Origin of the sequence: Stenotrophomonas sp. Br8 (genome assembly GCF_014763005.1) — a bacterium.
GTDB classification, from domain to species: Bacteria; Pseudomonadota; Gammaproteobacteria; order Xanthomonadales; family Xanthomonadaceae; genus Stenotrophomonas; species Stenotrophomonas lactitubi.
Genome location: NZ_JACGTN010000008.1, coordinates 198,037 through 222,818, shown reverse-complemented (window position 1 = coordinate 222,818; position 24,782 = coordinate 198,037). Strand labels below are relative to the sequence as shown.

At 66.9% G+C, this 24,782-nt stretch carries 25 protein-coding genes; 10 read left to right on the top strand and 15 right to left on the bottom strand.

Annotation, left to right across the window (positions count from 1 at the left end):
• Nucleotides 1-23: 23 nt before the first annotated feature.
• Together H3005_RS09090 and H3005_RS09085 are read right to left on the bottom strand one after the other, a co-directional pair.
• Nucleotides 24-1,196 carry a low temperature requirement protein A gene (locus tag H3005_RS09090; RefSeq protein ID WP_191077997.1) on the bottom strand — a complete coding sequence of 391 codons (1,173 nt, stop codon included), beginning with the start codon at nucleotides 1,194-1,196 and terminating at the stop codon, nucleotides 24-26.
• Between the two features lie 14 nt (nucleotides 1,197-1,210).
• Nucleotides 1,211-1,477 (bottom strand): hypothetical protein, encoded by a 267-nt coding sequence (locus tag H3005_RS09085; RefSeq protein WP_191077996.1) that lies wholly within the window; start codon nucleotides 1,475-1,477, stop codon nucleotides 1,211-1,213.
• Between the two features lie 208 nt (nucleotides 1,478-1,685).
• Between H3005_RS09085 and H3005_RS09080 the strand changes: the two genes are divergently transcribed.
• The 4 genes from H3005_RS09080 to blaL1 all read left to right on the top strand — a co-directional run bounded on the left by H3005_RS09080 (nucleotide 1,686) and on the right by blaL1 (nucleotide 6,537).
• Nucleotides 1,686-2,219, top strand: a complete 534-nt coding sequence (locus tag H3005_RS09080) for an RNA polymerase sigma factor (RefSeq protein WP_191077995.1) — start codon at nucleotides 1,686-1,688, stop codon at nucleotides 2,217-2,219.
• On the top strand, nucleotides 2,216-3,076 hold the full coding sequence (locus tag H3005_RS09075; RefSeq protein WP_191077994.1) for a FecR domain-containing protein: 861 nt from the start codon (nucleotides 2,216-2,218) through the stop codon (nucleotides 3,074-3,076). Before H3005_RS09080 ends, H3005_RS09075 begins: the two co-directional genes overlap by 4 nt.
• Nucleotides 3,077-3,146: 70 nt before the next feature.
• The gene (locus H3005_RS09070; protein WP_191077993.1) at nucleotides 3,147-5,573 is read left to right on the top strand and encodes a TonB-dependent receptor; all 2,427 of its coding nucleotides are present in this window, start codon (nucleotides 3,147-3,149) and stop codon (nucleotides 5,571-5,573) included.
• Nucleotides 5,574-5,667: 94 nt separating this feature from the next.
• Nucleotides 5,668-6,537, top strand: a complete 870-nt coding sequence (gene blaL1, locus H3005_RS09065; RefSeq protein WP_191077992.1) for a L1 family subclass B3 metallo-beta-lactamase — start codon at nucleotides 5,668-5,670, stop codon at nucleotides 6,535-6,537.
• A 266-nt stretch (nucleotides 6,538-6,803) separates the two neighbouring features.
• Here blaL1 and H3005_RS09060 read toward each other — a convergent pair whose 3' ends face one another.
• Together H3005_RS09060 and H3005_RS09055 are read right to left on the bottom strand one after the other, a co-directional pair.
• Entirely contained in the window at nucleotides 6,804-7,358 is a 555-nt protein-coding gene (locus H3005_RS09060) for a DUF411 domain-containing protein (RefSeq protein ID WP_191077991.1), read from the bottom strand.
• Nucleotides 7,359-7,482: 124 nt separating this feature from the next.
• Nucleotides 7,483-7,836, bottom strand: a complete 354-nt coding sequence (locus H3005_RS09055) for a CopL family metal-binding regulatory protein (RefSeq protein ID WP_331273756.1) — start codon at nucleotides 7,834-7,836, stop codon at nucleotides 7,483-7,485.
• Between the two features lie 80 nt (nucleotides 7,837-7,916).
• On the opposite strand from H3005_RS09055, the gene H3005_RS09050 reads away from it, so the two are divergent.
• Both H3005_RS09050 and H3005_RS09045 read left to right on the top strand, forming a co-directional pair.
• A complete protein-coding gene (locus tag H3005_RS09050; RefSeq protein WP_191077989.1) occupies nucleotides 7,917-8,351 on the top strand; it encodes a hypothetical protein in 435 nt (144 codons plus the stop codon).
• A gap of 143 nt (nucleotides 8,352-8,494) precedes the next feature.
• The gene (locus H3005_RS09045; RefSeq protein ID WP_223880152.1) at nucleotides 8,495-9,499 is read left to right on the top strand and encodes a DUF4034 domain-containing protein; all 1,005 of its coding nucleotides are present in this window, start codon (nucleotides 8,495-8,497) and stop codon (nucleotides 9,497-9,499) included.
• Between the two features lie 54 nt (nucleotides 9,500-9,553).
• On the opposite strand, the gene H3005_RS09040 is transcribed toward H3005_RS09045, so the two are convergent.
• Nucleotides 9,554-11,839 (bottom strand): FdhF/YdeP family oxidoreductase, encoded by a 2,286-nt coding sequence (locus H3005_RS09040; protein WP_191077987.1) that lies wholly within the window; start codon nucleotides 11,837-11,839, stop codon nucleotides 9,554-9,556.
• A 212-nt stretch (nucleotides 11,840-12,051) separates the two neighbouring features.
• On the opposite strand from H3005_RS09040, the gene fdhD reads away from it, so the two are divergent.
• Nucleotides 12,052-12,909: a formate dehydrogenase accessory sulfurtransferase FdhD gene (gene fdhD / locus H3005_RS09035; protein ID WP_100552627.1), complete on the top strand. Its 858-nt coding sequence runs from the start codon at nucleotides 12,052-12,054 to the stop codon at nucleotides 12,907-12,909.
• A 10-nt stretch (nucleotides 12,910-12,919) separates the two neighbouring features.
• On the opposite strand, the gene H3005_RS09030 is transcribed toward fdhD, so the two are convergent.
• Nucleotides 12,920-13,456: a peroxidase-related enzyme gene (locus tag H3005_RS09030; protein ID WP_099818599.1), complete on the bottom strand. Its 537-nt coding sequence runs from the start codon at nucleotides 13,454-13,456 to the stop codon at nucleotides 12,920-12,922.
• A gap of 106 nt (nucleotides 13,457-13,562) precedes the next feature.
• Here H3005_RS09030 and H3005_RS09025 point away from each other — a divergent pair, with 106 nt between their 5' ends.
• A complete protein-coding gene (locus H3005_RS09025) occupies nucleotides 13,563-14,444 on the top strand; it encodes an AraC family transcriptional regulator (protein ID WP_191077986.1) in 882 nt (293 codons plus the stop codon).
• A 7-nt stretch (nucleotides 14,445-14,451) separates the two neighbouring features.
• Here H3005_RS09025 and H3005_RS09020 read toward each other — a convergent pair whose 3' ends face one another.
• The 8 genes from H3005_RS09020 to H3005_RS08985 form a co-directional block, all read right to left on the bottom strand.
• Nucleotides 14,452-15,012 (bottom strand): TetR/AcrR family transcriptional regulator, encoded by a 561-nt coding sequence (locus H3005_RS09020; protein WP_180167211.1) that lies wholly within the window; start codon nucleotides 15,010-15,012, stop codon nucleotides 14,452-14,454.
• A gap of 5 nt (nucleotides 15,013-15,017) precedes the next feature.
• Nucleotides 15,018-16,550 (bottom strand): MFS transporter, encoded by a 1,533-nt coding sequence (locus H3005_RS09015; RefSeq protein WP_191077985.1) that lies wholly within the window; start codon nucleotides 16,548-16,550, stop codon nucleotides 15,018-15,020.
• 124 nt (nucleotides 16,551-16,674) lie between these two features.
• Nucleotides 16,675-17,397, bottom strand: coding sequence for a hypothetical protein (locus H3005_RS09010; RefSeq protein WP_191078064.1), 723 nt, complete (start codon nucleotides 17,395-17,397; stop codon nucleotides 16,675-16,677).
• 32 nt (nucleotides 17,398-17,429) lie between these two features.
• Nucleotides 17,430-18,026 (bottom strand): DUF3299 domain-containing protein, encoded by a 597-nt coding sequence (locus H3005_RS09005; RefSeq protein WP_191078063.1) that lies wholly within the window; start codon nucleotides 18,024-18,026, stop codon nucleotides 17,430-17,432.
• 19 nt (nucleotides 18,027-18,045) lie between these two features.
• Complete coding sequence (locus H3005_RS09000; RefSeq protein WP_191077984.1) at nucleotides 18,046-18,600, bottom strand: DUF3299 domain-containing protein; 555 nt, start codon at nucleotides 18,598-18,600, stop codon at nucleotides 18,046-18,048.
• Complete coding sequence (locus H3005_RS08995; protein ID WP_100465539.1) at nucleotides 18,597-19,850, bottom strand: ABC transporter permease; 1,254 nt, start codon at nucleotides 19,848-19,850, stop codon at nucleotides 18,597-18,599. Before H3005_RS08995 ends, H3005_RS09000 begins: the two co-directional genes overlap by 4 nt.
• Nucleotides 19,843-20,538 carry an ATP-binding cassette domain-containing protein gene (locus tag H3005_RS08990; RefSeq protein WP_191077983.1) on the bottom strand — a complete coding sequence of 232 codons (696 nt, stop codon included), beginning with the start codon at nucleotides 20,536-20,538 and terminating at the stop codon, nucleotides 19,843-19,845. Before H3005_RS08990 ends, H3005_RS08995 begins: the two co-directional genes overlap by 8 nt.
• Entirely contained in the window at nucleotides 20,535-21,068 is a 534-nt protein-coding gene (locus H3005_RS08985; RefSeq protein ID WP_191077982.1) for a DUF2796 domain-containing protein, read from the bottom strand. Before H3005_RS08985 ends, H3005_RS08990 begins: the two co-directional genes overlap by 4 nt.
• A 32-nt stretch (nucleotides 21,069-21,100) precedes the next feature.
• Between H3005_RS08985 and H3005_RS08980 the strand changes: the two genes are divergently transcribed.
• Entirely contained in the window at nucleotides 21,101-21,577 is a 477-nt protein-coding gene (locus tag H3005_RS08980; protein WP_191077981.1) for a MerC domain-containing protein, read from the top strand.
• A 7-nt stretch (nucleotides 21,578-21,584) separates the two neighbouring features.
• Here the strand turns inward: H3005_RS08980 and H3005_RS08975 are convergent, their stop codons facing one another.
• Nucleotides 21,585-23,774, bottom strand: coding sequence for a TonB-dependent receptor (locus H3005_RS08975; RefSeq protein WP_223880151.1), 2,190 nt, complete (start codon nucleotides 23,772-23,774; stop codon nucleotides 21,585-21,587).
• A 123-nt stretch (nucleotides 23,775-23,897) separates the two neighbouring features.
• Here H3005_RS08975 and H3005_RS08970 point away from each other — a divergent pair, with 123 nt between their 5' ends.
• Complete coding sequence (locus H3005_RS08970) at nucleotides 23,898-24,740, top strand: AraC family transcriptional regulator (RefSeq protein WP_191077980.1); 843 nt, start codon at nucleotides 23,898-23,900, stop codon at nucleotides 24,738-24,740.
• Nucleotides 24,741-24,782 lie beyond the last annotated feature (42 nt).

The window sequence follows — 24,782 nt, the reverse complement described above, 5'->3', positions numbered from 1 at the left end:
AAGCACCCAGTCGCTGGCCGCAATCAGGCGCCTTGCAGGCGCCGCTGCAACCGCGTATCCATCAGCCCCACAATCAGCAGCACAGCGCTGGTCAACCAGCCGGCTGCGAGCAAGTGCGTATGCGGCAGGACCACGCCCAGCACGACCAACGCCGCTGCCCCCAGCAGATGCGAGCGCGGCACGTGGCCGTAGACCGCCCGCTTGTACAGCGCGCTGCCCAGCAGGTAGATCAATGGTCCCGCCGCCAGCATCGCGGCATACGGCAGGGTCACCACCGCTTCCGGTTCGTCCATCACCAGGTCATTGCCGACGGCGGTGGCGATGATGCCGGCGATCAGCAGCGCATGCACGTAGTGGAAATAGGCGCCGATGCGGCCCGGGTCGTCGGAACGGGTGATGGTGTCGGTGGCGTCGCGGCTGGAGATGCCGAAGTACAGCCACCACATCGCGATCGTACCGGCGAAGGTCGCCAGCACCGCCGAAACCACCGCGCCACTCCAGTGCTCCACTTCGCTCAGCACGCCGCCGGTTGCCAGCAGCGTCTCACCCAGTGCGACGATCACGAACAGCTGGCAGCGCTCGGCCAGATGCCCGCCTTCGATGGTCCACTCGCGGGTGCGCGAACGGCCGAGGCCGGGAAACGCGAAGCCGAACATCGGCGAGATGTATTCGCAGGCGACGGCCAGTGCCCACAGTGCCAGCCGCGCATTGCCCTCGACCGCTGCACCGGCCAGCCAGAAACAGGCCGAAACGCTGACCCAGGCCAGCATGCGCCTGAAATTGGCGGCCAGCGGGTGCGCGCGCCCTACTTCCAGCAGGACGAACAGCGTCCGCCCCACCTGCATCGTGGCGTAGGCGCCAGCGAATATCCACGCGCGTCCGGCAAAGGCTTCGGGGATGGACGAAGACATCAGCAACGCCAGCAGCATCGTGACGAACAGCAGGCCGCGGATGCGCGGCGCTTCCGGGTCGAACCAGTTGCTGACCCAGCACGCGTACTGCCAGCCGAGCCAGACCGCAAACCACAGCACCAGCGTCTGCAGCACGCCCAGCAGGCCCAGGTGGTGCAGCAGGTGGTGGCTGAGCTGGGTGACGGCGAACACGTAGACCAGATCGAAGAACAGTTCTTCGTATGTCACCCGTGCATGATGGCCGTCGCGACGACGCAGGGCAGGAAGACGGGGTGTTGCCGGCATCGTGGATCCTCGCTTCAGCGGCCCAGCCGCCAGAAAATGACACCGGCCACCAGCGCCGGAACGGCAAACACCAGCAGCAGGATCGGCAGCTCCTCGCGCACCGCATAGCCCGCCCGGCTGACCCCCACCCACAGATTGGCGACCGACACCAGCAGCCAGGTGCCGATGAAGGCCAACAGCGCCGTTGGCAGCTGCGAGCTGCCCGTGCTCCAGAGCCTGCCGAACAGGGCGAAGACACCCAGCAACAGGAACCCGCCGACGATCACCAGAAGCACGTGCATGGTCACTCTCCCCGATGGCTGCCCTGCAGCCTATCTGCGGCCGAGTGTGCGCTGCAGAGGGTGATCGTGGATTCACTTTCCGGCGGCCACGAACAATCCCCCGTGGCACACCCGATAGCAAATGCGAACAGTTCCCATTACTATCGTGGCACCGCGCAGGGCTGGCCTTGCGTGGCCCCGCCCCTTCCCGCCTGCGCCGCTTTCCCGGATGTCCACGCCACCGCACTCCCCACCACCTGCGCTGCCGCTGGTGTCCTCGCTGGTGCGCCACTACGAGGATCTGGTGGATTACCTGCGCCGTCGCTTCGCCTCACCCGGGCTGGCCCGCGAGGTGGTGCACGACGTCTGCGTACGCCTGCTGGAGCGCCCCACCCCGGCCCATGTGCGGCAGCCGATGGCGCTGCTGCGGCGGATGGCGCATGACGCCGCGGTTGATCGTTGCCGTGCCGAAGACCTGCGCCGCCAGTGGGTGGAAGCCCGTGCCGAACTGCCCGATGCCGCCTGCGAAGGCGCCGGCCCTGCCAGGCAGGCCGTTGCCACGCAGGAACTGGCTCGGCTGGTCGAGGTCATCCGTGCGATGCCCTGTCGCCGCCGCCAGGTGTTCATCCTGCACAAGATCCATGACGTGCCTCAGGCGGCGGTTGCGCGGCGCATGGGCATCGGACTGAAGGCCGTCGAGCGGCATCTGCGGTTGGCGATGCTCGATTGCCGGCATTCGCTGGATGTACGGGCGCTGACGTGACAGCACCACGCCGCCCGCGCACGCCACGCCCGGACAAGACCGGCGCGCCTTCGCCTGATCGTGTGCTGGAACAACATCGGGACACTCTCAAGGCATTGTTTCCGGTGCCCGACCCGGTGCAGCTGTATCGGCCTCATCGCAGCCGGCGGATCGGCGGCGCCGTGCTCGGCCTGCTGTTTGTGGCTGGATTGGGCGGGCTTTACGCTTTCGATCCCGGCTGGCAACAGCACGATTACCAGACAGCCATCGGCGAGCGCCGCAGCGTGCTGCTGGCCGATGGCAGCCGTATCGAACTGGATGCAGACAGCCATCTGCAGGTACGCAGCCATCTGCATTCGCGCCGCACGGTGCTGGTCTCCGGACGCGCCCGATTCGAGGTGGCGCCGTCGCGCTGGCGTCGGTTCCAGGTCGATGCCGGACCGGTGCAGGTGCGCAACTACGGCACGGTATTCGATGTGGATCGACGCGGTGACCGCAGTGAAGTCCGCCTGTGGCGCGGCAGGGTCGGCGTGCGCGTGGCTGGTCGCGATGGCGAGCAGCGCCTGCACCCTGGCCAGCAGCTGCTGGCAGGGACAGGCCCGGTCCAGCAACCGCAGCCGATCGCCGCCGGCAGCGGAGAATGGACCGAGGGCCGGCTGCAGTTCGCGCAGACCCCGCTGGGCGAAGTGGTACGCAGCCTGCAGCGCTATCACCGCGGCGCGATCGTACTGGACGAACCCGGTCTGGCCACGCTGCAGGTTTCGGGCGTGTTCGATGGCGACCATGCCGCCACCGCGCTGGCGCTGCTGCCGGAGATCCTGCCGGTCGCCATCCACCCCCGCGACGATGGCAGCGTCCACATCTCCGCGCACCACTGAATTCCGCATCGAGGGTGGGTTGTGGCCCTGCTCATCCGGCTGCTGCTTGAACCCCTCTGAAGGACCCCGCATGATCCGCATTGCCCTGCCCGCCGCCCTGCGCCGCCTGACGCCTGCCCTGCTGGCCGTCAGCCTGTGCGCCGCCCTTCCGGTGGCGGCGCAGTCCACCCCCACGACGGTGGACGTCCATCTTCCGGCGGCCCCGCTGCAGCAGTCACTCAATGCGGTAGCCAGGCAGAGCGGCATCCAGCTGCTGTTCGCTGCGGACAGCGTTGCTGGCCGCCAGGCGCCAGCACTGGACGGCCGCTATGCCCCGCGCGAGGCACTGCAACGGCTGATTGCCGGCCAAGGCCTGGACGTCGAGGAACGCTCGCCAGGCGTATTCGTGATCCGCAGTGCGGTCGCAACCGCGAAGCCGGCGGCAAAAGCAGATGGCCCGCGCACGGCAGCAACGGCGGCAGCTGCGACCTCACTCGGCAGAGTGACCGTGTCGGCGTCCACCGCGCGCATGCCGCAGGGCGAGACCGCCATGCCCAACACCATCACCGTGCTTACCCGTGAGGACATCCAGCAACAGCTGGCACTGGGCTCGGATGTGTCGCGCGTACTGTCCTCGCAGATCCCGGCCTTCGCCCCGGCGCGCGAGAAGATGTCCAACTATGGCGAAAGCATGCGCGGGCGCGGCATCCTGTACATGGTCGACGGCGTGCCGCAATCCACGCCGCTGCGCGACGGCTCGCGTGACTCGCACACCATCGATCCGGCGATGATCGAACGCATCGAAGTGATCCACGGTGCCAACGCGCTGCAGGGTATCGGCGGCACCGGTGGCATCGTCAACATCATCACCCGCAGCGCGCCGAGCGAACCGGGTGCTTTCCTGCTGGACAGCAACCTCTCGCTCACCGCCGCCTCGCCGGGCCGCCGCGATGATGATGGCCAGCGTGCTTCGGCACTGGTGGGTATCCGCGGCGAACAGTTCGACCTCGTTGCCGGCCTGGCCCATGAGCGGCAGGGCCTTTACTACGACGGCGATGGCCGTGCGATCGGCACCAATGCGCAGGGCGAACTGATGGATTCGACCTCGATCAACATCTTCGCCAAGCTTGGCTGGAACATCGCCGAAGGCCAGCGCCTGCAGTTGATGGCCAATCGCTACGAACTGCGTGGCCTGGACAATTACCTGCCGGTGGATGGCAACTTCCGTACCGGTCGCCCGGCCACGTCGGTACCCGGCGATACGCCGCTCGATCCGCCGATGAACCGCTCACGCTCGCTGACCCTGGACTACAGCAACGCCGATCTGTTCGGCGGCCAGTTCCTGGCGCAGGCCTTCGCGGTTGATTTCGAAGGGCGTTACGGCGCCAGCCAGTGGGACCCGTGGGGCAACACGGGTGCCAACGCCGCTTGGGACCAGACCCAGAACGAGTCGGACAAGCGCGGCTTCAAGCTGACCCAGAGCTGGCGCCGCATCGGCGACACGTCGCTGGACGTCACCCTGGGCCTGGATGGCCTGCGCGACCGCACCCACCAGGTATTGTTGGCCAGCGGCCTGAACTGGGTACCGCTGACGACCTACCAGAGCCTGTCGCCGCTGTTGCAGCTGCAGTGGTGGCCCACCGACCACGTCATGCTGTCCGCTGGCCTGCGTTACGAAAAGGGCGAACTGGAAGTGGGCGACTACACCACCCTGCCCCGCTACGGCGCACGCAAGGTGGCCGGTGGCAAACCGACGATGAGCGAGACGCTGCCCAATTTCGGCGCGGTCTGGTACATCAACGATCGCCTCAACGCCTACGCGTCGTACTCGGAGGGCTACACCGTGGCCGACGTTGGCCGCGTGCTGCGCGCGATCAACCGCGATGGCCAGCGCGTGGACAACCTGGTGGACCTGTCGCCGGTGGTGTCGGACAACCGCGAGATCGGACTGGAATATGACGATGGTCGCTTCAGCGGCGATATCGCGTACTACACTTCCGAATCCAAGCTGGGTTCGGTACTGGTCTATGACGCCGGCATCGATGCCTACAACGTGCAGCGCCAGGCTACGCGGGTGGAAGGCTTCGAGACCAACCTCCGCCTGCGCCTGGGCGACAGCCGCCTTGGCCTGGGCTATGCCCGCGCCAATGGCCGCTACGACGCCAATCTGGATGGTCAACTGGAAAGCGACCTGGCGGGCGTCAACATCGCCCCGAACCGGCTGACCGCGTTCTGGGAACAGAGCTGGACCTCGCAGCTCAGCACCCGCCTGCAGGCCAGCCATGCCTTCGACCGCGACTTCGACCTGCGCGGCGTGCCGGTGGCCAGTTTCAAGGGCTACACCACGTTCGACCTGGTCGCCCGCTATGCGCTGGACAAGAGCAGCTTCACCCTGGGCGTGCAGAACCTCGCCAACAAGCAGTACATCACCTACTACTCGCAGACCACGCCATCCAACCCGAGCTATTTTGCAGGGCGCGGACGTGTGCTGACGCTGGGATGGCAGTACCGCTACTGAGACATGCCGCCCTTATGGGTGCCATGAAATCTATGCGTGACGCGACGAAGGAGGCCCATGCTAGTTTCTGGGCCTCCTTCATCGGTGTCCACCCATGCGCCTGCAGACCCTCGCCATCACGCTCGCTGCCCTGCTTCCCGCTGCGGCTTCTGCCGCCGAACCGCCGCTTCCACAGCTGCGTGCCTACACCGTGGATGCGTCCTGGCTGCAGCCGATGGTGCCGCTGCAGATTGCCGACCACACCTGGCAGGTCGGCACCGAAGACCTGACCGCGCTGCTGGTGCAGACGCCGCAGGGCGCGGTGCTGCTCGATGGCGGCATGCCGCAGATGGCCGACCACCTGCTGCGCAACATGAAAGCGCGCGGTGTTGCGCCGCAGGATCTGCGCCTGATCCTGCTCAGCCATGCCCATGCCGACCACGCCGGCCCGGTTGCTGCGCTCAAGCGCGGCACCGCTGCGCAGATCGTGGCCAATGCAGAATCGGCGGTGCTGCTGGCGCGCGGGGGCAGCAACGACCTGCACTTCGGCGACGGCATCACCTATCCGCCGGCAACCGCGGACAGGATCATCATGGACGGCGAGGTGGTCTCGCTCGGTGGCATCGACTTCACCGCGCACTTCGTGCCCGGCCACACCCCGGGCAGCACCGCCTGGACCTGGACCGACACCCGTGAAGGAAAACCCGTGCGCATCGTCTACGCCGACAGCCTGAGCGCACCGGGTTACCAGTTGAGGGACAACCCTCGCTATCCGCGCCTGATCGAGGACTACAAGCGCAGCTTCGCGACGGTGCGGGCGCTGCCCTGCGACGAATTGCTGACCCCGCATCCTGGTGCCAGCAACTGGAACTACAGCGCTGGGGCCAAGGCCGGTGCCAAGGCCCTGACCTGCAAGGCCTATGCGGATGAGGCCGAGAAGAAGTTCGACGCGCAGCTGGCCAAGGAAGCGGCCGGGGCCCGCTGATCCTGTAGCCGAGCCGATGCTCGGCTTGCCGGCCGAAAGCAGCCGAGCGTGGGCTCGGCTCTACACGTGGCGCGCCGAAGAAGGACTACGTGGATGCAGCCGAATGGGCGCTCGACACGCAGCTGGCCAAGCGGCCGGGGCCCGCTGATTCTGTAGAGCCGAGCCGATGCTCGGCTTGCCGGCCGAAAGCAGCCGAGCGTGGGCTCGGCTCTACACAGGCCGCGTGGAAGGGTGCCGGTCAGACCGACCGGCACCGCCACTGACTGTCAGCCTCCCTGCCCGTGCTGTGCGAAGGGCTGGGTGCTGCCATCGGCCAGCACCAGCTCTACGGTATACGGCTGCACATAGCCATCAGGCATTTCCATGCCCGGAGATCCGGCCGGCATCCCCGGCAGCACCAGGCCACGCGCCGTCGGCCGTTCCTTCAGCAGGCGCTTGATGTCGCTGGCAGGAATATGGCCTTCCACCACATAGCCACCGATCTCGGCGGTATGGCAGGACGCCTTGCCGGCCGGTACGCCGAGGCGCTGCTTGACCGGATGCATGTCATCGGTGTCGCGTATCTCAACCGGGAAGCCTGCGGCTTTCAGGTGGTCGGCCCACACGCCACAGCAACCACAACTGGCCGTCTTGTGGACGATCGCCAGCGGCAGTTCCGGATCGATCGTCGCCTCAGCCATCACTGCGGCTGCCGAGGCGGTTGCGGCTGCGGCTGCGGTTGCCGAGGCGGACGAGGACACGGCTTCTTCGGAGGCGCGCGCGCAGGCGCTGCCCAGCAGAACGGTGGTAAGCAACAGGCCCAGGGAAAGCGTGCGGTTCATATGTCAGGTTGTCCTTTGCAATCGCAGGCGCGAGCGCCTGCCACCCACACGACGGATTCGCGTGGGTCAGGTAAATGAGGGGGGGGGTACTGCAGGACGGCAGGCACGCAATGCCTGCGCGCGATCAGGCGATCGGCGGACGGATCAGGTGCGGCAGCGCAGGCGCGGGATGACCGGGTCGCAGCGCCTCGCCGGGCACTGCACGTCGCGGCGATGCAGCAACGCTTGCCGCCGACGGCAGCATGGCCACACTGGCCGGCACGCATTCGCAACCCTCGCTGCTGCACGCGCCTGCGTCCCGTTCATCGCAGCAGGCGGGCGCGGCAGAGATTGCAGTGTTGGCGCTCTCGTGGGGCGCACCCCAATGACCATCGCTGGCCTGACCGTTGATGCCGCCCGAGGCAAGCGCCAGCGCCGGTGCATTCAGCACCAGGGTCAGGAGCAGCATCAGTCGCAGCAGCAGGCCGGATATATCCACGGGCTGATGATAGCCGACGCACGAGGCACCCGTCGCCGCTGCCTGGTGTCATCATGGATGACGTTCATTGGAGCATTTCCATGCCTGCCCGCTGCGCCCCTGCCGCCCTCCTGCTGTCTGCGTTGCTGAGCTTTCCGGTCATGGCAGGCGAACGCCAATGGACCGTGCTGTCCAGCGGCGATGCTGACGACACCCATGAGCGCTGGCAGGTGAGCGCGACGCGGTTGCATACGCTGCCCGCCTTCGACCCGGCGCGCGCCGAGCCGCCGCTGTCGGTACATCAAGCGACGGCGGCAGCGCTGGCCCACGCACGCCTGCGTTATCCGGGCGACGACTTCGTGGTCTCCGAGGTCAGCCTGCAGCGCTTCACCGCCGGCGCGGCGGCGCATAACGAAGACGCAGCGCGCGGCTGGGTGTACCTGGTCAGCCTCGACTACAACGCCAAGGGCTGGACCCAGATGGTTCCCGTGCTGCTGGACGGCAGCATCGTGCTGAGCGGCAACGAGAAACCGTAGGGGCGGTACCCGCCGGCCTGTTCTGCTGGCTGACTCGTCCCGGACTTGCGCGGCGTCCCGGTCTGTGGCGATATGGCGGTCGCGCCGCTGCCCCTAGGCTCGGGCCTACTCCAGGACACGGAATTGTCTCGATGAATGGAATCATGCGATCGCTGCTGGCGCTCGTCCTGCTCTTCGCCGCCACGTCCATACGTGCCGACGAACTGACTGATCGCCACGCTGTTACCCGGCAGGCCACGGAACTGTTCGAGAAGCAGGATTTCGCCACGCTGGAACGACTGGGCGAACGCTACCGCACGACGGATCAGCGCTTCGGCAGTGGCGTCTGGAAACTGTCCACCTACTACGCCGGTATCTCCAGAGCGTTCAGCATCACCAACCGCGACCCCGCCTACTGGGCTGGCCGCGAGAAGATCGTGCGCACCTGGATCGAACGGCATCCGAAGTCGCCAGCGGCGCACCTGGCCATGGCCAGGATGCTGTCCAGCCACGCATGGAGCATTCGCGGCAGCGGCTATGCCAACACGGTCAAGGACCAAGACTGGGGGCCCTTCAATACCTACCAGCAACAAGCCATCGACTACCTGCAGCAGCACAAGGCCGTCGTCTCGACGGATCCATACTGGTACGAGCTGATGGAACACCTCGCCATCGAGCGCAGCTGGCCACTGGAGCAGTTCATCGCACTGCACGACGAAGGGATCAAGCGATTCCCCGGTTATTACCCGCTGTACTTCTCGGCCGTCCGCTACTTCGCGCCAAAATGGGGTGGCGATGCACAGGGCCTGGAGATCTACGCACGGCGGGTCATGGCTTTGGCGCCGCCGCGCGATCAGTACATGCTGTATGCGCGCATCTACTGGGTAGCCTCGCAGGATGAGTATGGCAAACGCCTGTTCGTCGATTCGGCCGTCGACTGGCCGAGCATGAAACGCGGCTTCGAGGACATCCTGGCGCGCTACCCGGACGAATGGAACCAGCAGGCGTTCGCCTACTTCGCCTGCCAGGCCAATGATCGGGAAACGGCCCGCGGACTGGTGACAAAGATCCAGGAGCCCATCCTGGCGGTGTGGCGGGATACCGCCGACTACTACCGTTGTTCGTTTGCCCTGGACGAAGATACCAACCCACACCTGGGCGCCCGCTAGCGCCGAGTCTACTCGACGCCACCGGCCCCGCCGGCAAGCAGGCATGACTCTCCTCTACGCTGGCACCTCGACCTGCGCGCGCATCCGTACCGGAATGGATTTCGCCGCTGGCGTACCGCTGATCCGATCGTAGTAGTCCAGCGGCAGCAGCGGGTTCAGCTCCGGGTAGTAGCCCGCCAGCGCGCCGCGCGGCATCGGATAGTCAAGCACGGTCAGGCCTTCGATTCGCCGCGTCACGCCATCGTCGCTGATCGTTTCCAGGCTCACCAGGGCTTCCTTTCCGAGCCCGCGCGCCAGACGGTCTTCGATGTTCATGAACACCACCATGCGGTCGTTGTACACGCCCCGGTAGCGGTCGTTGTAGCTGTAGATGGTGGTGTTGTACTGGTCGTGCGAACGCACCGTGGCCAGCCGCAGCATCTCCGGGTCATCGACCACCGTGTTCACTTCCAGACCCGGCATGACCAGGATATTGGCCTTGCCGTTCGGCGTCGGCCACACGCGCCGGCGCGGTGGAATATCCAGGTGGAAGCCGTGCAGTGCCTGGATGCGTTCGTTGAAGCCTGCGTAGATGTCCGGGTAGACGGCGGCGATCAGGTCGCGGATCGGGCCGTAATCATGCATGTACGCGGCCCAGTCAACCTTGCTGTCCGGCAACGCCGCCATCGCCATGCGGCAGACGATCTCCACCTCCGGCAGCACGTGCTCGCTGGCCGGCTCCAGCACACCACGCGACGCCGTCACGTTGGACATCGCATCTTCGATGGTGACGAACTGTTCCCCCAATGGTGTGCGGATCCACTCCGAACGCGCCACCACCGGAAGGATCAGCGCGTCGCGGCCATGCACAAGATGACCTCGATTGAGCTTGGTGGCGATGCCTACGGTCAGTTCCAGCTTGCGCATGGCTTCGTAGGCGCGTTCGGTATCGGGCACCGCATGGATGAAATTGCCGCCCATGCCGATGAACACCTTGGCGCTGCCATCCAGCATCGCCGCGATCGACTCGACCACGTGGTGACCATGTTCGCGTGGCGGATCAAAACCGAACACCTGCTGCACCCGATCCAGGTAGCGCGCCGTGGGCTTTTCATCGATGCCGACCGTGCGGTCGCCCTGCACGTTGGAATGCCCGCGGATCGGGCCGATGCCCGCGCCCGGCTTGCCGAAGTTTCCGCGCAGCAACAGCAGGTTGGCCACTTGCTGCAGCAGCCGCGAACCCTGCTGGTGCTGGGTCAAGCCCATTCCATAGCAGATGACCGTCGCACGCGAACGGATATAGATCTCCGCGCAGCGCCGTATCTGCTCCTGCGCGATACCCGACACCCGCACGATCTCATCCCAGTCCTGCGCCAGCACGTCTTCGCGCAGTCCCTCCAGGCCAACGGTATGCTCGGCCAGGAAGGCATGATCCAGCACCTGCTCGCCCTGCGCTTCGCGCTCGAACATCACCTTCATCATGCCCTTGATCAGCGCCAGGTCGCCGCCGATGCGCACGTGCACGAACTCGCTGGTGATCTCGGTGGAACCGAACGTGGCCATCTGCACCACGTCCTGCGGTTCGGTGAAGCGGATCAGCGCACGCTCGGGCATCGGGTTGACCGCCACGATCGGCACGCCGCGTTTACGTGCTTCCACCAGGTTGCTCATCATCCGCGGCGAGTTGGTGCCGGTGTTCTGGCCCATCACGAAGATCGCCTCGGCGTGTTCGAAGTCGTCCAGCACGATGGTGCCCTTGCCCACGCCGATCACCGGCGGCAGACCACGGCTGGTCGGCTCGTGGCACATGTTCGAGCAGTCCGGGAAGTTGTTGGTGCCGAACTCGCGCACGAAGATCGAATACAGGAACGCCGCCTCGTTGGGCGTGCGGCCGGAGGTGTAGAACTCGGCTTGGTCAGGGTTATCCAAAGCCTGCAGATGCCGGCCGATCAGCGCGAACGCCTCGTCCCATTCGCAGGGAACATAGTGATCGGTGGCGGCGTCGTAGCGCATCGGCTCGGTCAACCGGCCCTGCAGCTCCAGCCAATAGTCGGTCTGCGCCATCAGCTCGGTGACGGTGTGCTGGGCGAACAGCTCGCGGGTCACTCGGTGCTGGGTCGCTTCCCAGGCCAAGGCCTTGGCGCCGTTCTCGCAGAATTCCAGCTTCTTGCGGTGGTCGGCATCGGGGAACGCGCAGCTGGGGCACTTGAAGCCACCCGGCTGGTTCATCGCCAGCAGTGCCTTCGATCCCTTGCCGATCACGCTCTGCTGCAGCAGCACCTTGGCGGTCGCACCGGCGGCCCCCCAGCCGCCTGCCGGTTGGTTGTAGGGCTTGTAACGCGGCGGCTTCTGTTCGGACATGGTCGGGAACCTGCGTTGGTGGAGTGCCTGCCTGCAGTGCCGGGCCCGCGCCCGGCTGCCGTGGCCAGTCAAGCACGCCGGCAACCGCGGCGCCATAGCCCGGCTGTGGTAACGCAGGCTGCCATGGCAACGGTTACCGCCGCGTCTTCACTGGATGGCTGCGCTATTCTGCGGGCGTAGCCTGCCCTTCTGCTTTGCCCAGGATGTGCCGCATGCCAGGATCGACGCCGCCCTCCCCTCCGCCCGCCGGCACGGCACTGCGCACGCTGCAACGCTGGCGCAGCACAGGGCAGGAGCAACAGGTGGACGTGATCGCCGAAGAAGTGCCGGTGGTGATGCGCTACAACGGTGCCGCCTTCGCGGTGATGATGGCCACGCCGTGCGACCTGGAGGATTTCGCCCTGGGTTTCTCGCTCAGCGAAGGATTGATCGAGCGCCCCGATCAGCTGCTGTCCGCCGAGGTGCAGCCACAACTGGAAGGCATCGAGCTGAAGATGACCGTGTCCGCCAACGCCCCTGGCGCAGGGCTGGACCCCGACAATGGCCGCCTGCTGCCTGGTCGTGGCGGTTGCGGACTGTGTGGTGCGCGTCAGCTGGAAGACGTGCTGCGTCCGCTGCCGCCGGTAAATGACCGCCGCACCTATCAGACGGCTGCCCTGCAGCGGGCACTGGCCGGGTTGGCCCCGCACCAGCCGATGAATGCTGCCAGTGGTTCGACCCATGCAGCGGCGTGGGCCGATGCCAGCGGCCGCATCGGCTGGGTGCGCGAAGACGTGGGCCGCCACAACGCGCTGGACAAGCTGATCGGTGCGCTGCACCACAACGAACACAGCATCGATGGCGGCCTGCTGGTGGTGTCCAGCCGTGCCAGCTACGAAATGGTCAGCAAGGCAGCACGCGCCGGTGCCAGCGTACTGGCCGCCGTCTCGGCACCCACCGCGCTTGCCATCGATCTGGCCCGCAGCGCCGGGCTGTGCCTGGTGGGTTTTGCCCGCGAAGGGGGCTTCAACGTGTATACCCACCCGGAGCGGCTGCAGGGGGATGGCCTGCACGGCCACCCACCTGCTTGACGGCGCGGCCTCAGCGCAGCGCCACCTTCGGGAAGTCCACCGGCACGTCAAAGGCCACGTTGACGTAGTTGGTGAACAGATTGAGCGCTACGTGGGCCAGGATCTCCACAATCTGCTCGTCATCGAAACCAGCCGCGCGCAGCGCCTGCACGTCAGCGTCGGCAATCTGCGCACGCTGCTCGACCACCTTCAGCGCGAAGTCCAAGGCGGCGGCGGTGGCCGGATCGCTGGACTGGCCGATCTGTGCAGCGGCCATCTGTTCGCCACTGGCGCCGGCCTTGCGCCCCAGCGCCGTGTGCGCGGCCAGGCAGTATTCGCAGGCATTGCGGTTGGCGATGGCCACCGCGATCTGCTCACCCAGCAGCGGCGACAGACGGCCGCCACCCAGCGCGCCAAATGCGCCCCACATGCTCTGCAGCGCGGCAGGCGAGTTGGCCACGGCACGGAACATCGCCGGCGTGGCGCCGAAGGCGGCGTGGACCTGGCCCAGCAGGGCCTGGCGCTCGGGCGTGGTCGAGGTCGGATCGATCAGGGGAATGCGGGACATGGGAGTACTCCTTGCGATAGCGCCCGGGATTGGACGATGGGCTCATCGTAGGTAGACTCGCAGGACGAATAGAGCCTTTATTTCCAGATATGTTGTCCAATCATCCATGAACGCCACGCCGCCCCCATTCCCACCGTCCGACGATGTGCCTGACCGGCTGTCGACCCTGCTCGAACGGTTCCGGGTACAGGCAGCGCTGTTCCATTCCGGCCCGCTGTGCGGACGGCACGTGTTCGAACCGCAGCCGGGACGCGCCTTCCTGCACATCCTGCGCAAGGGGGAAATGGAGGTGCATCACCCCGACGCGGACTGCATCACGCGCCAGCTGAAGGTCACCGCCCCCAGCCTGCTGTTGTACCCGCGGCCACTGCGGCATGTGTTCCTCAACGCGCCGCTGGACGGTCCTGATTTCACCTGCGCCACGCTGGATTTCGACGGCGGTGCACGCAATCCCGTCGTCCAGTCGCTGCCGCCGGTGATGGTGGTGCCGCTGTCGGCCATCGGTGAACTGGACGGCACCCTGCACCTGCTGTTCGCAGAAGCCGACCGCCAGCGCTGCGGCTCACGCCTGCTGACCAACCGACTGTTCGAGGTTGCCCTGATCCAGGTACTGCGCTGGGTGATCGATCATCCCGATGCTGCAGGGGTAAGCCACGGGTTGATGCGTGGGCTGTCCGATGTGCGCCTGGCACGCACGCTGGTGGCCCTGCACCAGTCGCCGCAGCAGGCCTGGACCCTGCCGAAGATGGCGTCCATCGCCGGGCTGTCGCGCAGCGCGTTCGCAGCGGTGTTCAAGGATGTGATGCAGACCACGCCGGCCAGCTACCTGCTGGATTGGCGTTTGAGCCTGGCCTGCACGCAGCTGCGCGCGGGGGCGGCGGCCAAGCACGTTGCGACCGACGTCGGCTTTGCGGATACCGCCTCGCTGTCCAAAGCGTTCCGCAAACGCCTGGGGCTCTCGCCCCGCGCGTGGCTGGCGACGCTGTAGCCCGCGGCTAGTCCTTCGGGGACTGCTCGGGAGAGAGCAGCCCACCGATCCGCTCGGTCAACTGAGCGCGCACGTTCTCGTCCAGCTGCCCTTCGTACATGGCCTCGTAGATCCACAGGCCGTCGGCGGCCAGCCGCGCCACGAAATTATCCAGCGCCGCAGGGTCGTCGCTGCCGGCGGCCGGCGGCGAAGGCGCCCAGCGCTGCACTACCGGTGCCCACGGCCGGTCGCTGGGGAATTCCGGGTCCACCGAGTCGAGCATGAACATCAGCTCAGCGCGGGTAGCACTCTGCGCCGAAACGCGCACGAAGGTCTGGTAGCGCTCCAGCGCAGTGGCCTCGCCGGCCGACTTGCCCAGCAGCGCCTCCATCGATGCTTCCCAGCTCTGCACCAGGTGCTCGTCGATGCCGCGCAGCAACGCTTCGCGCGACGGGAAGTGGTACAGCAGGCCGCCACGGGTCAACTGCGCCTCGGCCGCCACCGATTCAAAGGTGACCGCACGCACGCCGTCGCGGTTGATCACGCTGACGGCGGCGTCGAGGATGCGCTCGCGCTTGCTGGTTCTCATTGCCGCTATTTTACGCGATCGGAAGCGCCGTCGCGGCCACCGGCACGTCCACGCAGCAGGCGCGCGATGATCACCGCGCCGGCCGCCAGCACCGCGCTGATCACCAGCAGCACGATCTGGTAACCGCGATCGTAGGCCGCGGTGGCCAGGGCGAACCACTCACCCTGCCCCGTGTCACGCGCCACGTGCAACGCCTGGGTGAACCCCTCGCGCGCGGCGGCCGGAATGTCCGCCGACTCCGGCAGGAACGCGCCGTACATCGCAGCGCTCAGGCTGCCCAGCAGCGCGACCGCCAGCAGGCCACCGAACTCGTAGGACACCTCCTCCACCGACGAGGCCATGCCCGCACGATGCGGCGGCACGTTGTTGAGGATGGCGGTGGACGCTACCGAGATCGCAGCGCCCATGCCGAAGCCGGTGATCGCCATGCCGGCCACCACCCAGCCCAGACCGTGCGGGAAGCCCAGCGCCACCACCCCGACACCTACCGCGCCAGCCGCAAGGCCGCCACAGATCAACGGACGCAGGCCGACCCGATGCAGCACGCTGCCGCCCAGCAACGCGCTGGGCAGGCTGCCCAGCGCCGCCACCGATACCAGCAGGCCCGCCTGCAATGGGCTGAGGCCGGCCACCAGCTGGAAACGCTGGGTGGTGAGCAGCTGCAGCCCGGCCATCGCAAACAGGGTGAACACTGCCGACAGCGTGCCTGCAAGGAACGCCGGGTTACGGAAGATGGCGAAATCCAGCAGCGGATAGGGCAACTGCTGCTGACGGCGGCTGAAGGCGAAGCCGGCGATGAGCGCCAGCAGCAGCGAGACCGCGCCGACACCGTACGAGGGCGGCGTAGCGATCAGCGACTTGATCGCCAGCACCAGCCCGGACAGCGCGGCCAGTGCCAGCAACGAGGACAGCAGGTCCCACGGCCGCGTGCTGTCGCGCTGCCCTTCCGGCGCCAGCACCAGGGTCGCGATGAAGGCGACCACCACCACCGGCACGTTGATCAGGAATACCGAGCCCCACCAGAAGTGCTGCAACAGCCAGCCACCGATGATCGGCCCCAGTGCCGCACCGACGATGGCCACCGAACCCCAGATCGCGATGGCGATGTTGCGCTCGCGCTCTTCATGGAAGCTGAGCCCGATCAATGCCAACGTGGCCGGCATCATCGCCGCCGCACCCACGGCGAGGAAGGCACGCGCTGCAATCAGCTGCGCGGCGGTCGCAGAGAACGCGGCCGCCAACGAAGCGATGCCGAACACCACCAGGCCGATCAGGAACATCCGCCGGTGGCCGATGCGGTCACCCAAGGTGCCAGCGCCCAGCAGCAGGCCGGCCATCACCAGCGGATAGGCGTTGATGATCCACAACGCCTGCCCGGCACTGGCCGAGAGCTCCTCGGTCAGGGTCGGCAGCGCCGTGTACAACACCGAATTGTCCAACGTGACCAGCAGCAGGCCGGCGGCGACGGTGAACAGCAGCGACCAGCGTCGGGCGCGCGACAGGGACGGAGCACCGTCCAAGGGCTGGGAGAGAGCCATGGGAACCTGGAGGGGGAAGGAGTACGCCCATAACTATACAGGACGTCCTGTATAGTTATGGATGTCCCAGCGAACGCCATTCAGCTTCCGGGAGGCGCCCTGCCCGCTGCGCCACGGCCCTGGCTTACCTGCATTCCGCGGGCAATGCAGCGACCGCCTGCACGACCGGATCCTGCATGGCCTGGCCTACTTCGGCATCCAGCTCGCCACGCAGATGGCCGTGCTGCCGCTGCATCGCGTCTTCGCACAGCGCACGCACCCGCGCACGGGCGTTGCTGCGCAGCGTGCTGCAGCGCCAATCCCCCCCTCCCAGCGGCAGCACCGAATAGACCACGCTGTTGCAGGCGTTGCCGGCGCGTTCTGGCAGCGTGCGCCCGCCGAAGTCACGCGGCGCACTGCTGCGCTGCGGATCGAAGTAGCTGTCCGGGAACGTGCGTGCGTACTGTTCGATATCCACCTCGATGCTGCCGCCATCGCCTGCCGGCAGGCGCAGTGGCTGGCCGCAGCCGGTGGCATCGGCGCGGTGCTGGATGTACTGGTAGATCGGTCGGTCCAGGCTCGCATCCTGCGTGGTCACGGTGCTCACCGCCGCCAACACCGGCAGTGACGCACGGTTGGCCATGCGTGCCAGCACTCCCGCCTGCGCCGGTTCGCAACGGTCGCGCAGCGTCGCCACCAGCAGGAACAGCAGGTCATCACGAAAGGCCTTGTCTGCAGCCATGTGATGTTCGATGCGTGCCTGCGCTTTCGCCGCCGGTGCGGGAAATGCCACTGCCGGTGGCGAGGGCGCGTGCGTTGCGTTCCACAGCAGCGCCACGCCGGTCCCTGCCAGCAGCAGCACCACCATCAGCAGCGCGACGGTGCGTGCGCGGAGCCTGGTCATCGGGTGATCGCGGAAAGCGTCGCCGCGGCTGCGTCATAGGACGCGCTGGCGATATCCGCCTCGAAGTGCTTCACCTGCAGGCGGCCTGACAGCCGATAGGGGTCCCACAACGCGCCCATCGTGATCGGGGTGGCCAGGGTCACATGGATGATCTGGTTCGGCGGTGGCGGCGGTACGTGGATGCACGCGCCATAGAACGGCACGAACAGCAGTTCGTCCACCTGTCCCGCGTCGTTCATCGCCAGCGGCACCACATAGCCATCCAGGTCCAGCGTCCGGCCATCCACGCCATCGACCACCGCCGACGAGCCGAACTGCTGCGCGCGCAGAGGGCTGGAATGATCGATGGCCTGCCCGGGCAGCGAACCCGAACCGGTGTCGTCGATCAATCCGCCTACCCCATCCATGCCGTTGCCACGCGACAGCCCGATCTGCGGCGGTGGACGCTGGAAGCTGTCCTCCCCGGGCATCAGCGCGTCCCAGCGGTCGATCACTGCAGACGGCGCCGCTGGCGAAGCGGCAGCGTTGCTGGCCTGTGGCGGGGTCTCCACGGCGGGCCGGCCACAGCTGGTCAGCAGAACACCGGCAAACATAGTGGCAAGCACCTTCGCGCTACGGTTCATAAGGCCTCAATTCGGCGTCGGCCATGCTGTAGGCCGAGCCGGCAAGATCATCGTCCACCCGCTCGGCACGCAGCACGCCGGCCAGGAAGAACGGCGAGTACATGTCGGGCATGGCGATCGGCCGCGGCAGCACCACGTGCACGATCTGGTTCGGTGGCGGCGGTGGCACGTGGATGCACGCGCCGTAGTACGGCACGAACAGGAATTCGAGCAGTCGACCATCTGCGGCATTGGCCAAAGGCACGACATAGCCCGGCAGCCGAACCGCGCGATCCAGTACCGCGTCCACGGTACGGAAGGTACCGAACTGGGCCATGCGCCGGTTGCCGCTGTGCTGCACCTCCGGCCCCTCGCCGCGCTCCAGTGCGGCCAGTTCATCGCCCGGCAGCATCTGCAACCAGTCCAGTTCCTGCTCGCTTTCGGTGCGGGCACTGTCTCGCACCGGCGACGGAGGCAGTGCCTGCACGCCGGTATCGGTCGGCCGCGTGCAGGCGACCAGCAGCATGGCCGCAGCCAGCAGCAACCCGCGGACGCCCGTGCTCATGACGCAGGCGCCAGGCCATCGGCCAGGGTGCGCCGGTAGGCCAGCAGCGCAGGCAGCAGGCCTGCGACCGCGCTGATCAGCAGCACGCCGCCCACCCAGGCCAGTTCGCGCGCGTCCGGCCAGACGTGGGTGATCGACAGACCGAAATTGGCCAGCGCCCAGCTGCGCCCCACCACGCTGGCGCAGGTCAGCACGGCCAGCGCCAGCGCGCAGGCCATCGCAGCGGTGGCCACGGCTTCAACGACCAGCAGGCAGGCCACATAGGCTGGACGCGCACCGGTAGCGCGCAGCACCGCCATCTCTCGGCGGCGCTCCTGCAGCGTCGATACCAGCAGCGCCATCAGCGAAACCATGCCCAGCAGCACCACCATCGCACTGATCAACTGCAGCGCGCGCTCTGCGGTACCCAGCGACTGCCACAGTTGCTGCAGGGTCACGCCGGGCAGGATCGCCTGCAACGCTTCGTCTGGATACTCGTTGATGCTGCGCTGCACGCCGAACGTGGCGATGCGCGAGTTCAGGCCGAGCATGAAGGCGGTGATGCTGGTCGGGGTCAGGTCGAGCTGGCGTGCCTGCTCGGCACTGACGTGCTGGCTGCGAAGCTGCACGCCGGAGCGCCAGTCGACATGGATCGCCTCGATCGCCGGCAGTGACACCAGCACGGAAGAATCCACTGGCGTACCGGTCCGCTGCAGGATGCCGACCACACGGAACGGCTTGTCGGCATGCGTGGCCAGCGTTACCGCACCAGTGCCATGGGCCAGCACGATGTCAGCGCCCACGCCGATGTGCGCCGCCTGTGCCACTTCTGCACCAACCACCGCGTCATACAGGTCGTCGAACGGCTTGCCCTGTGCGAATGCCAGCGGATGCCCTGCGCCATGCCGGTAGTGTTCGAAGTAGCCGGCAGTGGTGCCGATCACCCGGTAGCCCCGCCAGGAATCGCCCAATGACAGCGGCACTGCCCATTTCACCTGCGGCAGCGCGGACAGTTCCTGGTAGGACTGCCAGGACACATTGTTGGTCGGGTCGCCGATATGGAACACCGAATACAGCAGCAGGTTCACCGGCCCCGAACGTGCACCCACGATCAGGTCCGTACCCGAGACGGTGCTGGCAAAGCCCTCGTGGGCCTGCGTGCGGATGCGTTCCACGCCCAGCAGCAGGACCACGCTCAGAGTGATGACCAGCACGGTCAGGCTCACGCTCAGGGCGCGGCTGCGCAGGCTGGCCCAGGCCAACTCAAACATGTGCGCCCCCTGCCCGGTTCAGATCACCCAGCGACAGCACCTGGTCGAACAACGGCTGCAGGCGGTCATCGTGGCTGACCACCAGCGCGGTGGTACCGGCGGCGCGGCACTGCGCAAACATCAGCTGCAGGAAGGCCGTGGCCGCGTCGGGGTCCAGCGCCGAGGTAGGTTCGTCGGCCAGCAGTACCGCCGGGCGGCCGATCAAGGCACGGGCAGCGGCAACGCGCTGCTGCTGGCCGACGCTGAGCGTGCCTGCCGCACGCGGCATCAGTGCCGGGTCCAGCTGCAGCGCGCGCAGCAGCCGCGCGATTTCGGCATCCAGCCCACCGTCGATGCGCGCGTTGCGCAGCGGCGAGAAACGCACGCCAAGGGCGATGTTGTTGCGCACGCTCAGGAACGGCAGCAGGTTGAACTGCTGGAAGATCACGCCCAGCTGATCGGCGCGGAAACGATCACGCGCGGCCGCGCCCAACGTGTTCACCGCATGACCGGCGACACGGATGCTGCCGCTGCCCGGCAGCAGGATGCCTGCCAGCAGGCCCAGCAGCGTGCTCTTGCCCGAGCCGCTGGTGCCGCGCAGCAGCACGCTGCTGCCCGCGCTTACCTGCAGCTGTGCGATGTCCAGCACTGCCCGGTCTGCGTAGCCGAACTGCACGCCCTGCAGGTCGATGATGGCGGCCTCGTTCATGGCGCCAGCGGCACCCGCAGGCTGTCGGCGGTCACCACGCTGCGGCCTTGCCCGGTCGACGTCGCGGTATTGACGATCACCTCATGCAGACCTGGAAACAGCGTCGGCAGCGGCAATGCCAGCCCACGCAATGCCGCCGGGTTGGCGCAGTGGTAGCGCAGTGCTGCTGTGAATCCGGCGTGCGTGTGCTGGCCAGGCTGCGTTGTCACTGCTACTGGCGCAAACCCCTCCGCAGTCGCCTCGGCATGGTCCAGCCGGCACTGCGCAGCGCTCGGCAACGTGACCCAGCTGCCGCTCTGCAGGATCGACCGTGCCCGCGCCAACGCGGCCTGTTCGCGGCTGTCGGCAGGTGGTCGTTCGAAGTCGAGGATGCCGATGCCCGGCGCACGCAGTGCCAGTTCCAGCGTTCCCTGGTCCACGGCCAGATCGACATCGGCCTGGCCATGGACATGCGCATCGTGATGGCGCACGTCGTGGGCGTTCGCAGAATGAGCAGCAAGCAGCAGTAGAAGAGCGGCAGAACGTTTCATGGGGGAGCTCCGTATTGTTACTATGTAACATTATGGACCATATCCCGACCTCGCCCGCAAGGGCCCGCACCCAGCCGCCAGCTTCGGCACGCTGGCATCCCCGCTTCGATCTGGCAGGCGCCTGGCTGTCGCTGGCCTGTGCCGCGCATTGCGTGGCCCTGCCTCTGCTGCTGGCCTTCACGCCCGCGGCGATGATGGCGCTGCGCTCGTTCCAGCACCCTGGCCACGCGGCGATGACCGCGCTGCTGGTGATGTCGCGCTGGGAATGGCTGTTCGCGCTGCTGGCCTCGACGATCGCCCTGCTCAGCACCGCCGCCGGGCAGCGCCGCCATCAGCGCGCACTGCCGCTGTGCGTGGCCCTTGCAGGCGCGACCCTGCTGCTGTCCGCCTCGCTGTACCTGCCGTTGAAGGAATCGCTGCTCTGGCATGGCGCTGCCACCGCCTGCGGAGGGGTGATGCTGGCCGTCGCACATCTGCGCAACCGGCGGGCCCTGCGGTCCGCCGGCTGATGACCCTTCAGAACCGGTAGCCGACCTCGGCACCGACAATGCGCGGGCTGTCCACCGGCCCGTAGTAGTTGCCATCGCGGCCGAAGGCCAGGTTGTCGAAGATCAGGCCGTTGATGCGGCGCTTGTCGGTCAGGTTCTGCACGAACACGCGCGTGCTCCACGGGCCCCGCTCGTAACCCAGCTGCACGCCCAGTACGGCCACGGCCGGCTGGAACGCGCGGTTGCGCTCGTCCAGCGCGCTGGAACCGGTGAACTGCGATTCCACCCGGGCATAGATGCCGGAATCGAACTGATACCGCGCGGCCAGGTAGCCGGTGTAGTGCGGCGTCAGCTTGACCCGCTTGCCGTGCAGGTTCTCCTGCGGGCTGACCCACAGCTTGGTGTACGTCGCATCGACATAGCCGACATTGGCCATCACCGTGAACCCCGGCGCGACTTCAAACACCCCTTCCAGCTCTGCACCGCGCGAACGTATCGAGGCATCCGAGCCCACGTAGTCGGAGGAGATCGGCCGGCCGTTGGCATCGGTGGCCACCTGGATTTCCTGCCAGTTGTCCGAGCTGATATGGAACAGGGCGCCGCCGATATGGCCACGGCCGCCCGCCAGGTTCATCTTGAAGCCTACTTCATGGCTCCACATGCGTTCGGATTCGTAGCGCAGCACCTTGTCGTTGATCACATCGCTCTGCGCGGCGGCCAGGTTGAAGCCACCGGGGATATAGCCCTTGGCCGAGGCCGCATAGAACGACAGATCATCGCTGGCGTCATAGCGCAGCGAGACGCGCGGCAACGTGGCTGAGAACGTATGCGCCAGGGCTGCGTCGCGGTAGCGCACCAGGCCGCCCGCACCCAGGTCGAGGAATCCGGCCCGCTGTTCGGTGGAGCGGCGGGCCTGCTCGTGGCGGATGCCGAGGCTGGCGGTCAGCTTCGGCAATGTCGGCAGCGTGTAGCTGGCGGTCGCGAAAACACTGTAGTCCTCACCCTTGGAGGTCTGCCGCGGCGCCAGGTTGTAACTGTCCAGCCCGCGCAGCGCCGGGCCGACGAAGGTGCCCTGGATCGAATCCTTGTCGATGCGATAGGCCGATACACCGGCCATCCAGGTCAGCGCCTGGTCGCTGGGCGAGCTGAAGCGCGCCTCGGCATTCCATGCATTCTTCTTGTCGTAGATGTAGCCGGCCAACGCGGAGCTGGCGGTCATGTCGAAGTCATAGCCAGCCGAGGTGGTTTCCTCGCTGCGGTACGAGGCGGCGACATCCAGGGTGCCGGACTGCAGTTGCCACTGCGCGCTGAGGCCGGCAACGGTCTCGTCCTTTTCGGTGCGCTTGGGCGCATCGTTGATGTAGGTGAAATCACCTGCATGGCGGCCACCATTGAGGCGGTCGCCATAGGTGCGGTTGTACAGGCCGGTATCCAGCGGCAGGTACTCGTACTCGAACATGCCTGGTGCGCGCGTGCGCAGGTGATAGGCCAAGGCGTTGACGGTCACGTAATCGCTGGGCCGCCAGCGCAGCTTGCCCTGCAGATAGCCCTCTTTCACTTCGCCGCGCGCGCCGTACGGGGTCAGGTTCTTCAGGTGGGCATCCTCATCGGACCCCATGAACGCCACCGAGCCCGACAGCGTGCCGTCCTTGCTCAGCGGGCCTGCCAGGAAGCCATCCACGGCCGTACCGTTGCCGTTGCCGAACCAGGTGCTGCGCACGTTCACCTCACCCTCGCGGGTATCGGCCGGGCCGCGCGTGCGCACCAGCACCAGCCCCGACTCGCTGTTGGCGCCGTACAGGGTTCCCTGCGGCCCCCGCAGCACCTCGACCGATTCCACCTGGTTGAGCACCGCGTTGCTCAGCTCGCGGAACGGAATGCCATCGATGTAGACCGATGCACGGTTGACCAGGAAAGGATTGGATTCGATGCCGCGGATGGAAATGAACATGTTGCTCAGCTGGCCCATCACGTTGAACTTCACGTTGGGGGCCAGCTTGTCCAGGTCACGGAACTCTGTGACACCGGCTTCTTTCAACGCCTGCCGGTCAAGCACGGTCACCGACAGGTCACTCTTCAGGTAGGGCGTGTCGCGCTTGGAACCGGTGACCACCACGCCATCGAGGGTGGTGGCATCGGCGGACTGGGCGTGGGCGGGAAGAACAGGAACGAGCAACGACGCTGCGACGAGGGCAGCGGAGGAAACGGGGACTTTCAAGGGCAACCTCATGAGGAACGGAAACGCGCCTGGCGGGCCGGCTGGCGCAAACTGTTATCCTGTAACATTCGACGCTCGCCGCCACTCCATTGCAGTCAGCGCTGCTCCATTCCTGGACCCGCCATGCTCGCCCTCGCCGACCAGTTGCACCGGGAAGTCGCCCAGCCCATGGAGAGAACCGTGACCAGCGAGGATGGCTCGGTCGTTCTGCTGCGCCATGGCTTCCAGGCCAGCGAAGGCCCCATGGGGCACCCGCACCAGCTGCGCCTGGGCCTGCTGCTGGCCGGTGGCGGCAACCTGTACCAACGGACCACTGGCGGCGTCCTGCAGGCGCCGTGGCATCCAGGCCAGTTCAACGTGGTACTGCCCGGCGATCATGGACACTACGCCAGCCCTGCGGTGGAGCTGCTGGGAATGGCAATCGATACCGCGCAGTGGCGTGACACCCTTGGCGGCTTCCCGGACGTCCCCTCCCTTTCCCTGCGACTGCATCGCGACCCGGTCATCGCCTCCGTACTGCACGCGCTATGGTCGAGCGCACAGGTTGACGCCTGCGTGCCTGGCTTCCTGCAGTTCGGTGCAGAGGTAGTGGTGCGGCGATTGGCCCAGCTGGCTGGCCATCCGCCCGCCCGGCCACGCATGGCCGCACCGCTGTCATCGCGGCAGCTGCGCCAGCTGCAGGGCTTCATCGAGGAACACCGTTCGCAGCCGCTGGATGTCGCAGCACTGGCCGGCGTACTCGGCATGGAACCGACCACCTTCAGCCGCGCGCTGCGCGCCGCCACCGGCATGCCACCGTATGCCTACCTGACCCAGCGCCGCATGCAGTGGGCGCAGCAGGCGCTGCAGGGCGGCCTCAGCGTGACCGAGGTGGCCATGGCCTGCGGCTACGCCAATCCCAGCAAGTTCAGCGCTGCCTTCCGCCGCGTTGTCGGCGTCCCCCCGTCAGCGTGGCCACGCCGGTAAATCCACGCCATGCGTGGATGAGCCACCACGCGTCGCCAACTC

Bases quoted from the DNA above. Each gene is read 5' to 3' on its own strand.
- H3005_RS08970 (WP_191077980.1), top strand. From the start codon at position 23,898: ATGCTCGCCCTCGCCGACCAGTTGCACCGGGAAGTCGCCCAGCCCATG.
- H3005_RS08980 (WP_191077981.1), top strand. From the start codon at position 21,101: ATGGACCATATCCCGACCTCGCCCGCAAGGGCCCGCACCCAGCCGCCA.
- H3005_RS09000 (WP_191077984.1), bottom strand. From the start codon at position 18,600: ATGAGCACGGGCGTCCGCGGGTTGCTGCTGGCTGCGGCCATGCTGCTG.
- H3005_RS08985 (WP_191077982.1), bottom strand. From the start codon at position 21,068: ATGAAACGTTCTGCCGCTCTTCTACTGCTGCTTGCTGCTCATTCTGCG.
- H3005_RS09010 (WP_191078064.1), bottom strand. From the start codon at position 17,397: ATGGTGGTGCTGCTGCTGGCAGGGACCGGCGTGGCGCTGCTGTGGAAC.
- H3005_RS08990 (WP_191077983.1), bottom strand. From the start codon at position 20,538: ATGAACGAGGCCGCCATCATCGACCTGCAGGGCGTGCAGTTCGGCTAC.
- H3005_RS09090 (WP_191077997.1), bottom strand. From the start codon at position 1,196: ATGCCGGCAACACCCCGTCTTCCTGCCCTGCGTCGTCGCGACGGCCAT.
- H3005_RS09080 (WP_191077995.1), top strand. From the start codon at position 1,686: ATGTCCACGCCACCGCACTCCCCACCACCTGCGCTGCCGCTGGTGTCC.
- H3005_RS09020 (WP_180167211.1), bottom strand. From the start codon at position 15,012: ATGAGAACCAGCAAGCGCGAGCGCATCCTCGACGCCGCCGTCAGCGTG.
- H3005_RS09005 (WP_191078063.1), bottom strand. From the start codon at position 18,026: ATGTTTGCCGGTGTTCTGCTGACCAGCTGTGGCCGGCCCGCCGTGGAG.
- H3005_RS09085 (WP_191077996.1), bottom strand. From the start codon at position 1,477: ATGCACGTGCTTCTGGTGATCGTCGGCGGGTTCCTGTTGCTGGGTGTC.
- H3005_RS09015 (WP_191077985.1), bottom strand. From the start codon at position 16,550: ATGGCTCTCTCCCAGCCCTTGGACGGTGCTCCGTCCCTGTCGCGCGCC.
- H3005_RS09060 (WP_191077991.1), bottom strand. From the start codon at position 7,358: ATGAACCGCACGCTTTCCCTGGGCCTGTTGCTTACCACCGTTCTGCTG.
- H3005_RS09045 (WP_223880152.1), top strand. From the start codon at position 8,495: ATGCGATCGCTGCTGGCGCTCGTCCTGCTCTTCGCCGCCACGTCCATA.
- H3005_RS08995 (WP_100465539.1), bottom strand. From the start codon at position 19,850: ATGTTTGAGTTGGCCTGGGCCAGCCTGCGCAGCCGCGCCCTGAGCGTG.
- fdhD (WP_100552627.1), top strand. From the start codon at position 12,052: ATGCCAGGATCGACGCCGCCCTCCCCTCCGCCCGCCGGCACGGCACTG.
- blaL1 (WP_191077992.1), top strand. From the start codon at position 5,668: ATGCGCCTGCAGACCCTCGCCATCACGCTCGCTGCCCTGCTTCCCGCT.
- H3005_RS09040 (WP_191077987.1), bottom strand. From the start codon at position 11,839: ATGTCCGAACAGAAGCCGCCGCGTTACAAGCCCTACAACCAACCGGCA.
- H3005_RS09070 (WP_191077993.1), top strand. From the start codon at position 3,147: ATGATCCGCATTGCCCTGCCCGCCGCCCTGCGCCGCCTGACGCCTGCC.
- H3005_RS09025 (WP_191077986.1), top strand. From the start codon at position 13,563: ATGAACGCCACGCCGCCCCCATTCCCACCGTCCGACGATGTGCCTGAC.
- H3005_RS09050 (WP_191077989.1), top strand. From the start codon at position 7,917: ATGCCTGCCCGCTGCGCCCCTGCCGCCCTCCTGCTGTCTGCGTTGCTG.
- H3005_RS09030 (WP_099818599.1), bottom strand. From the start codon at position 13,456: ATGTCCCGCATTCCCCTGATCGATCCGACCTCGACCACGCCCGAGCGC.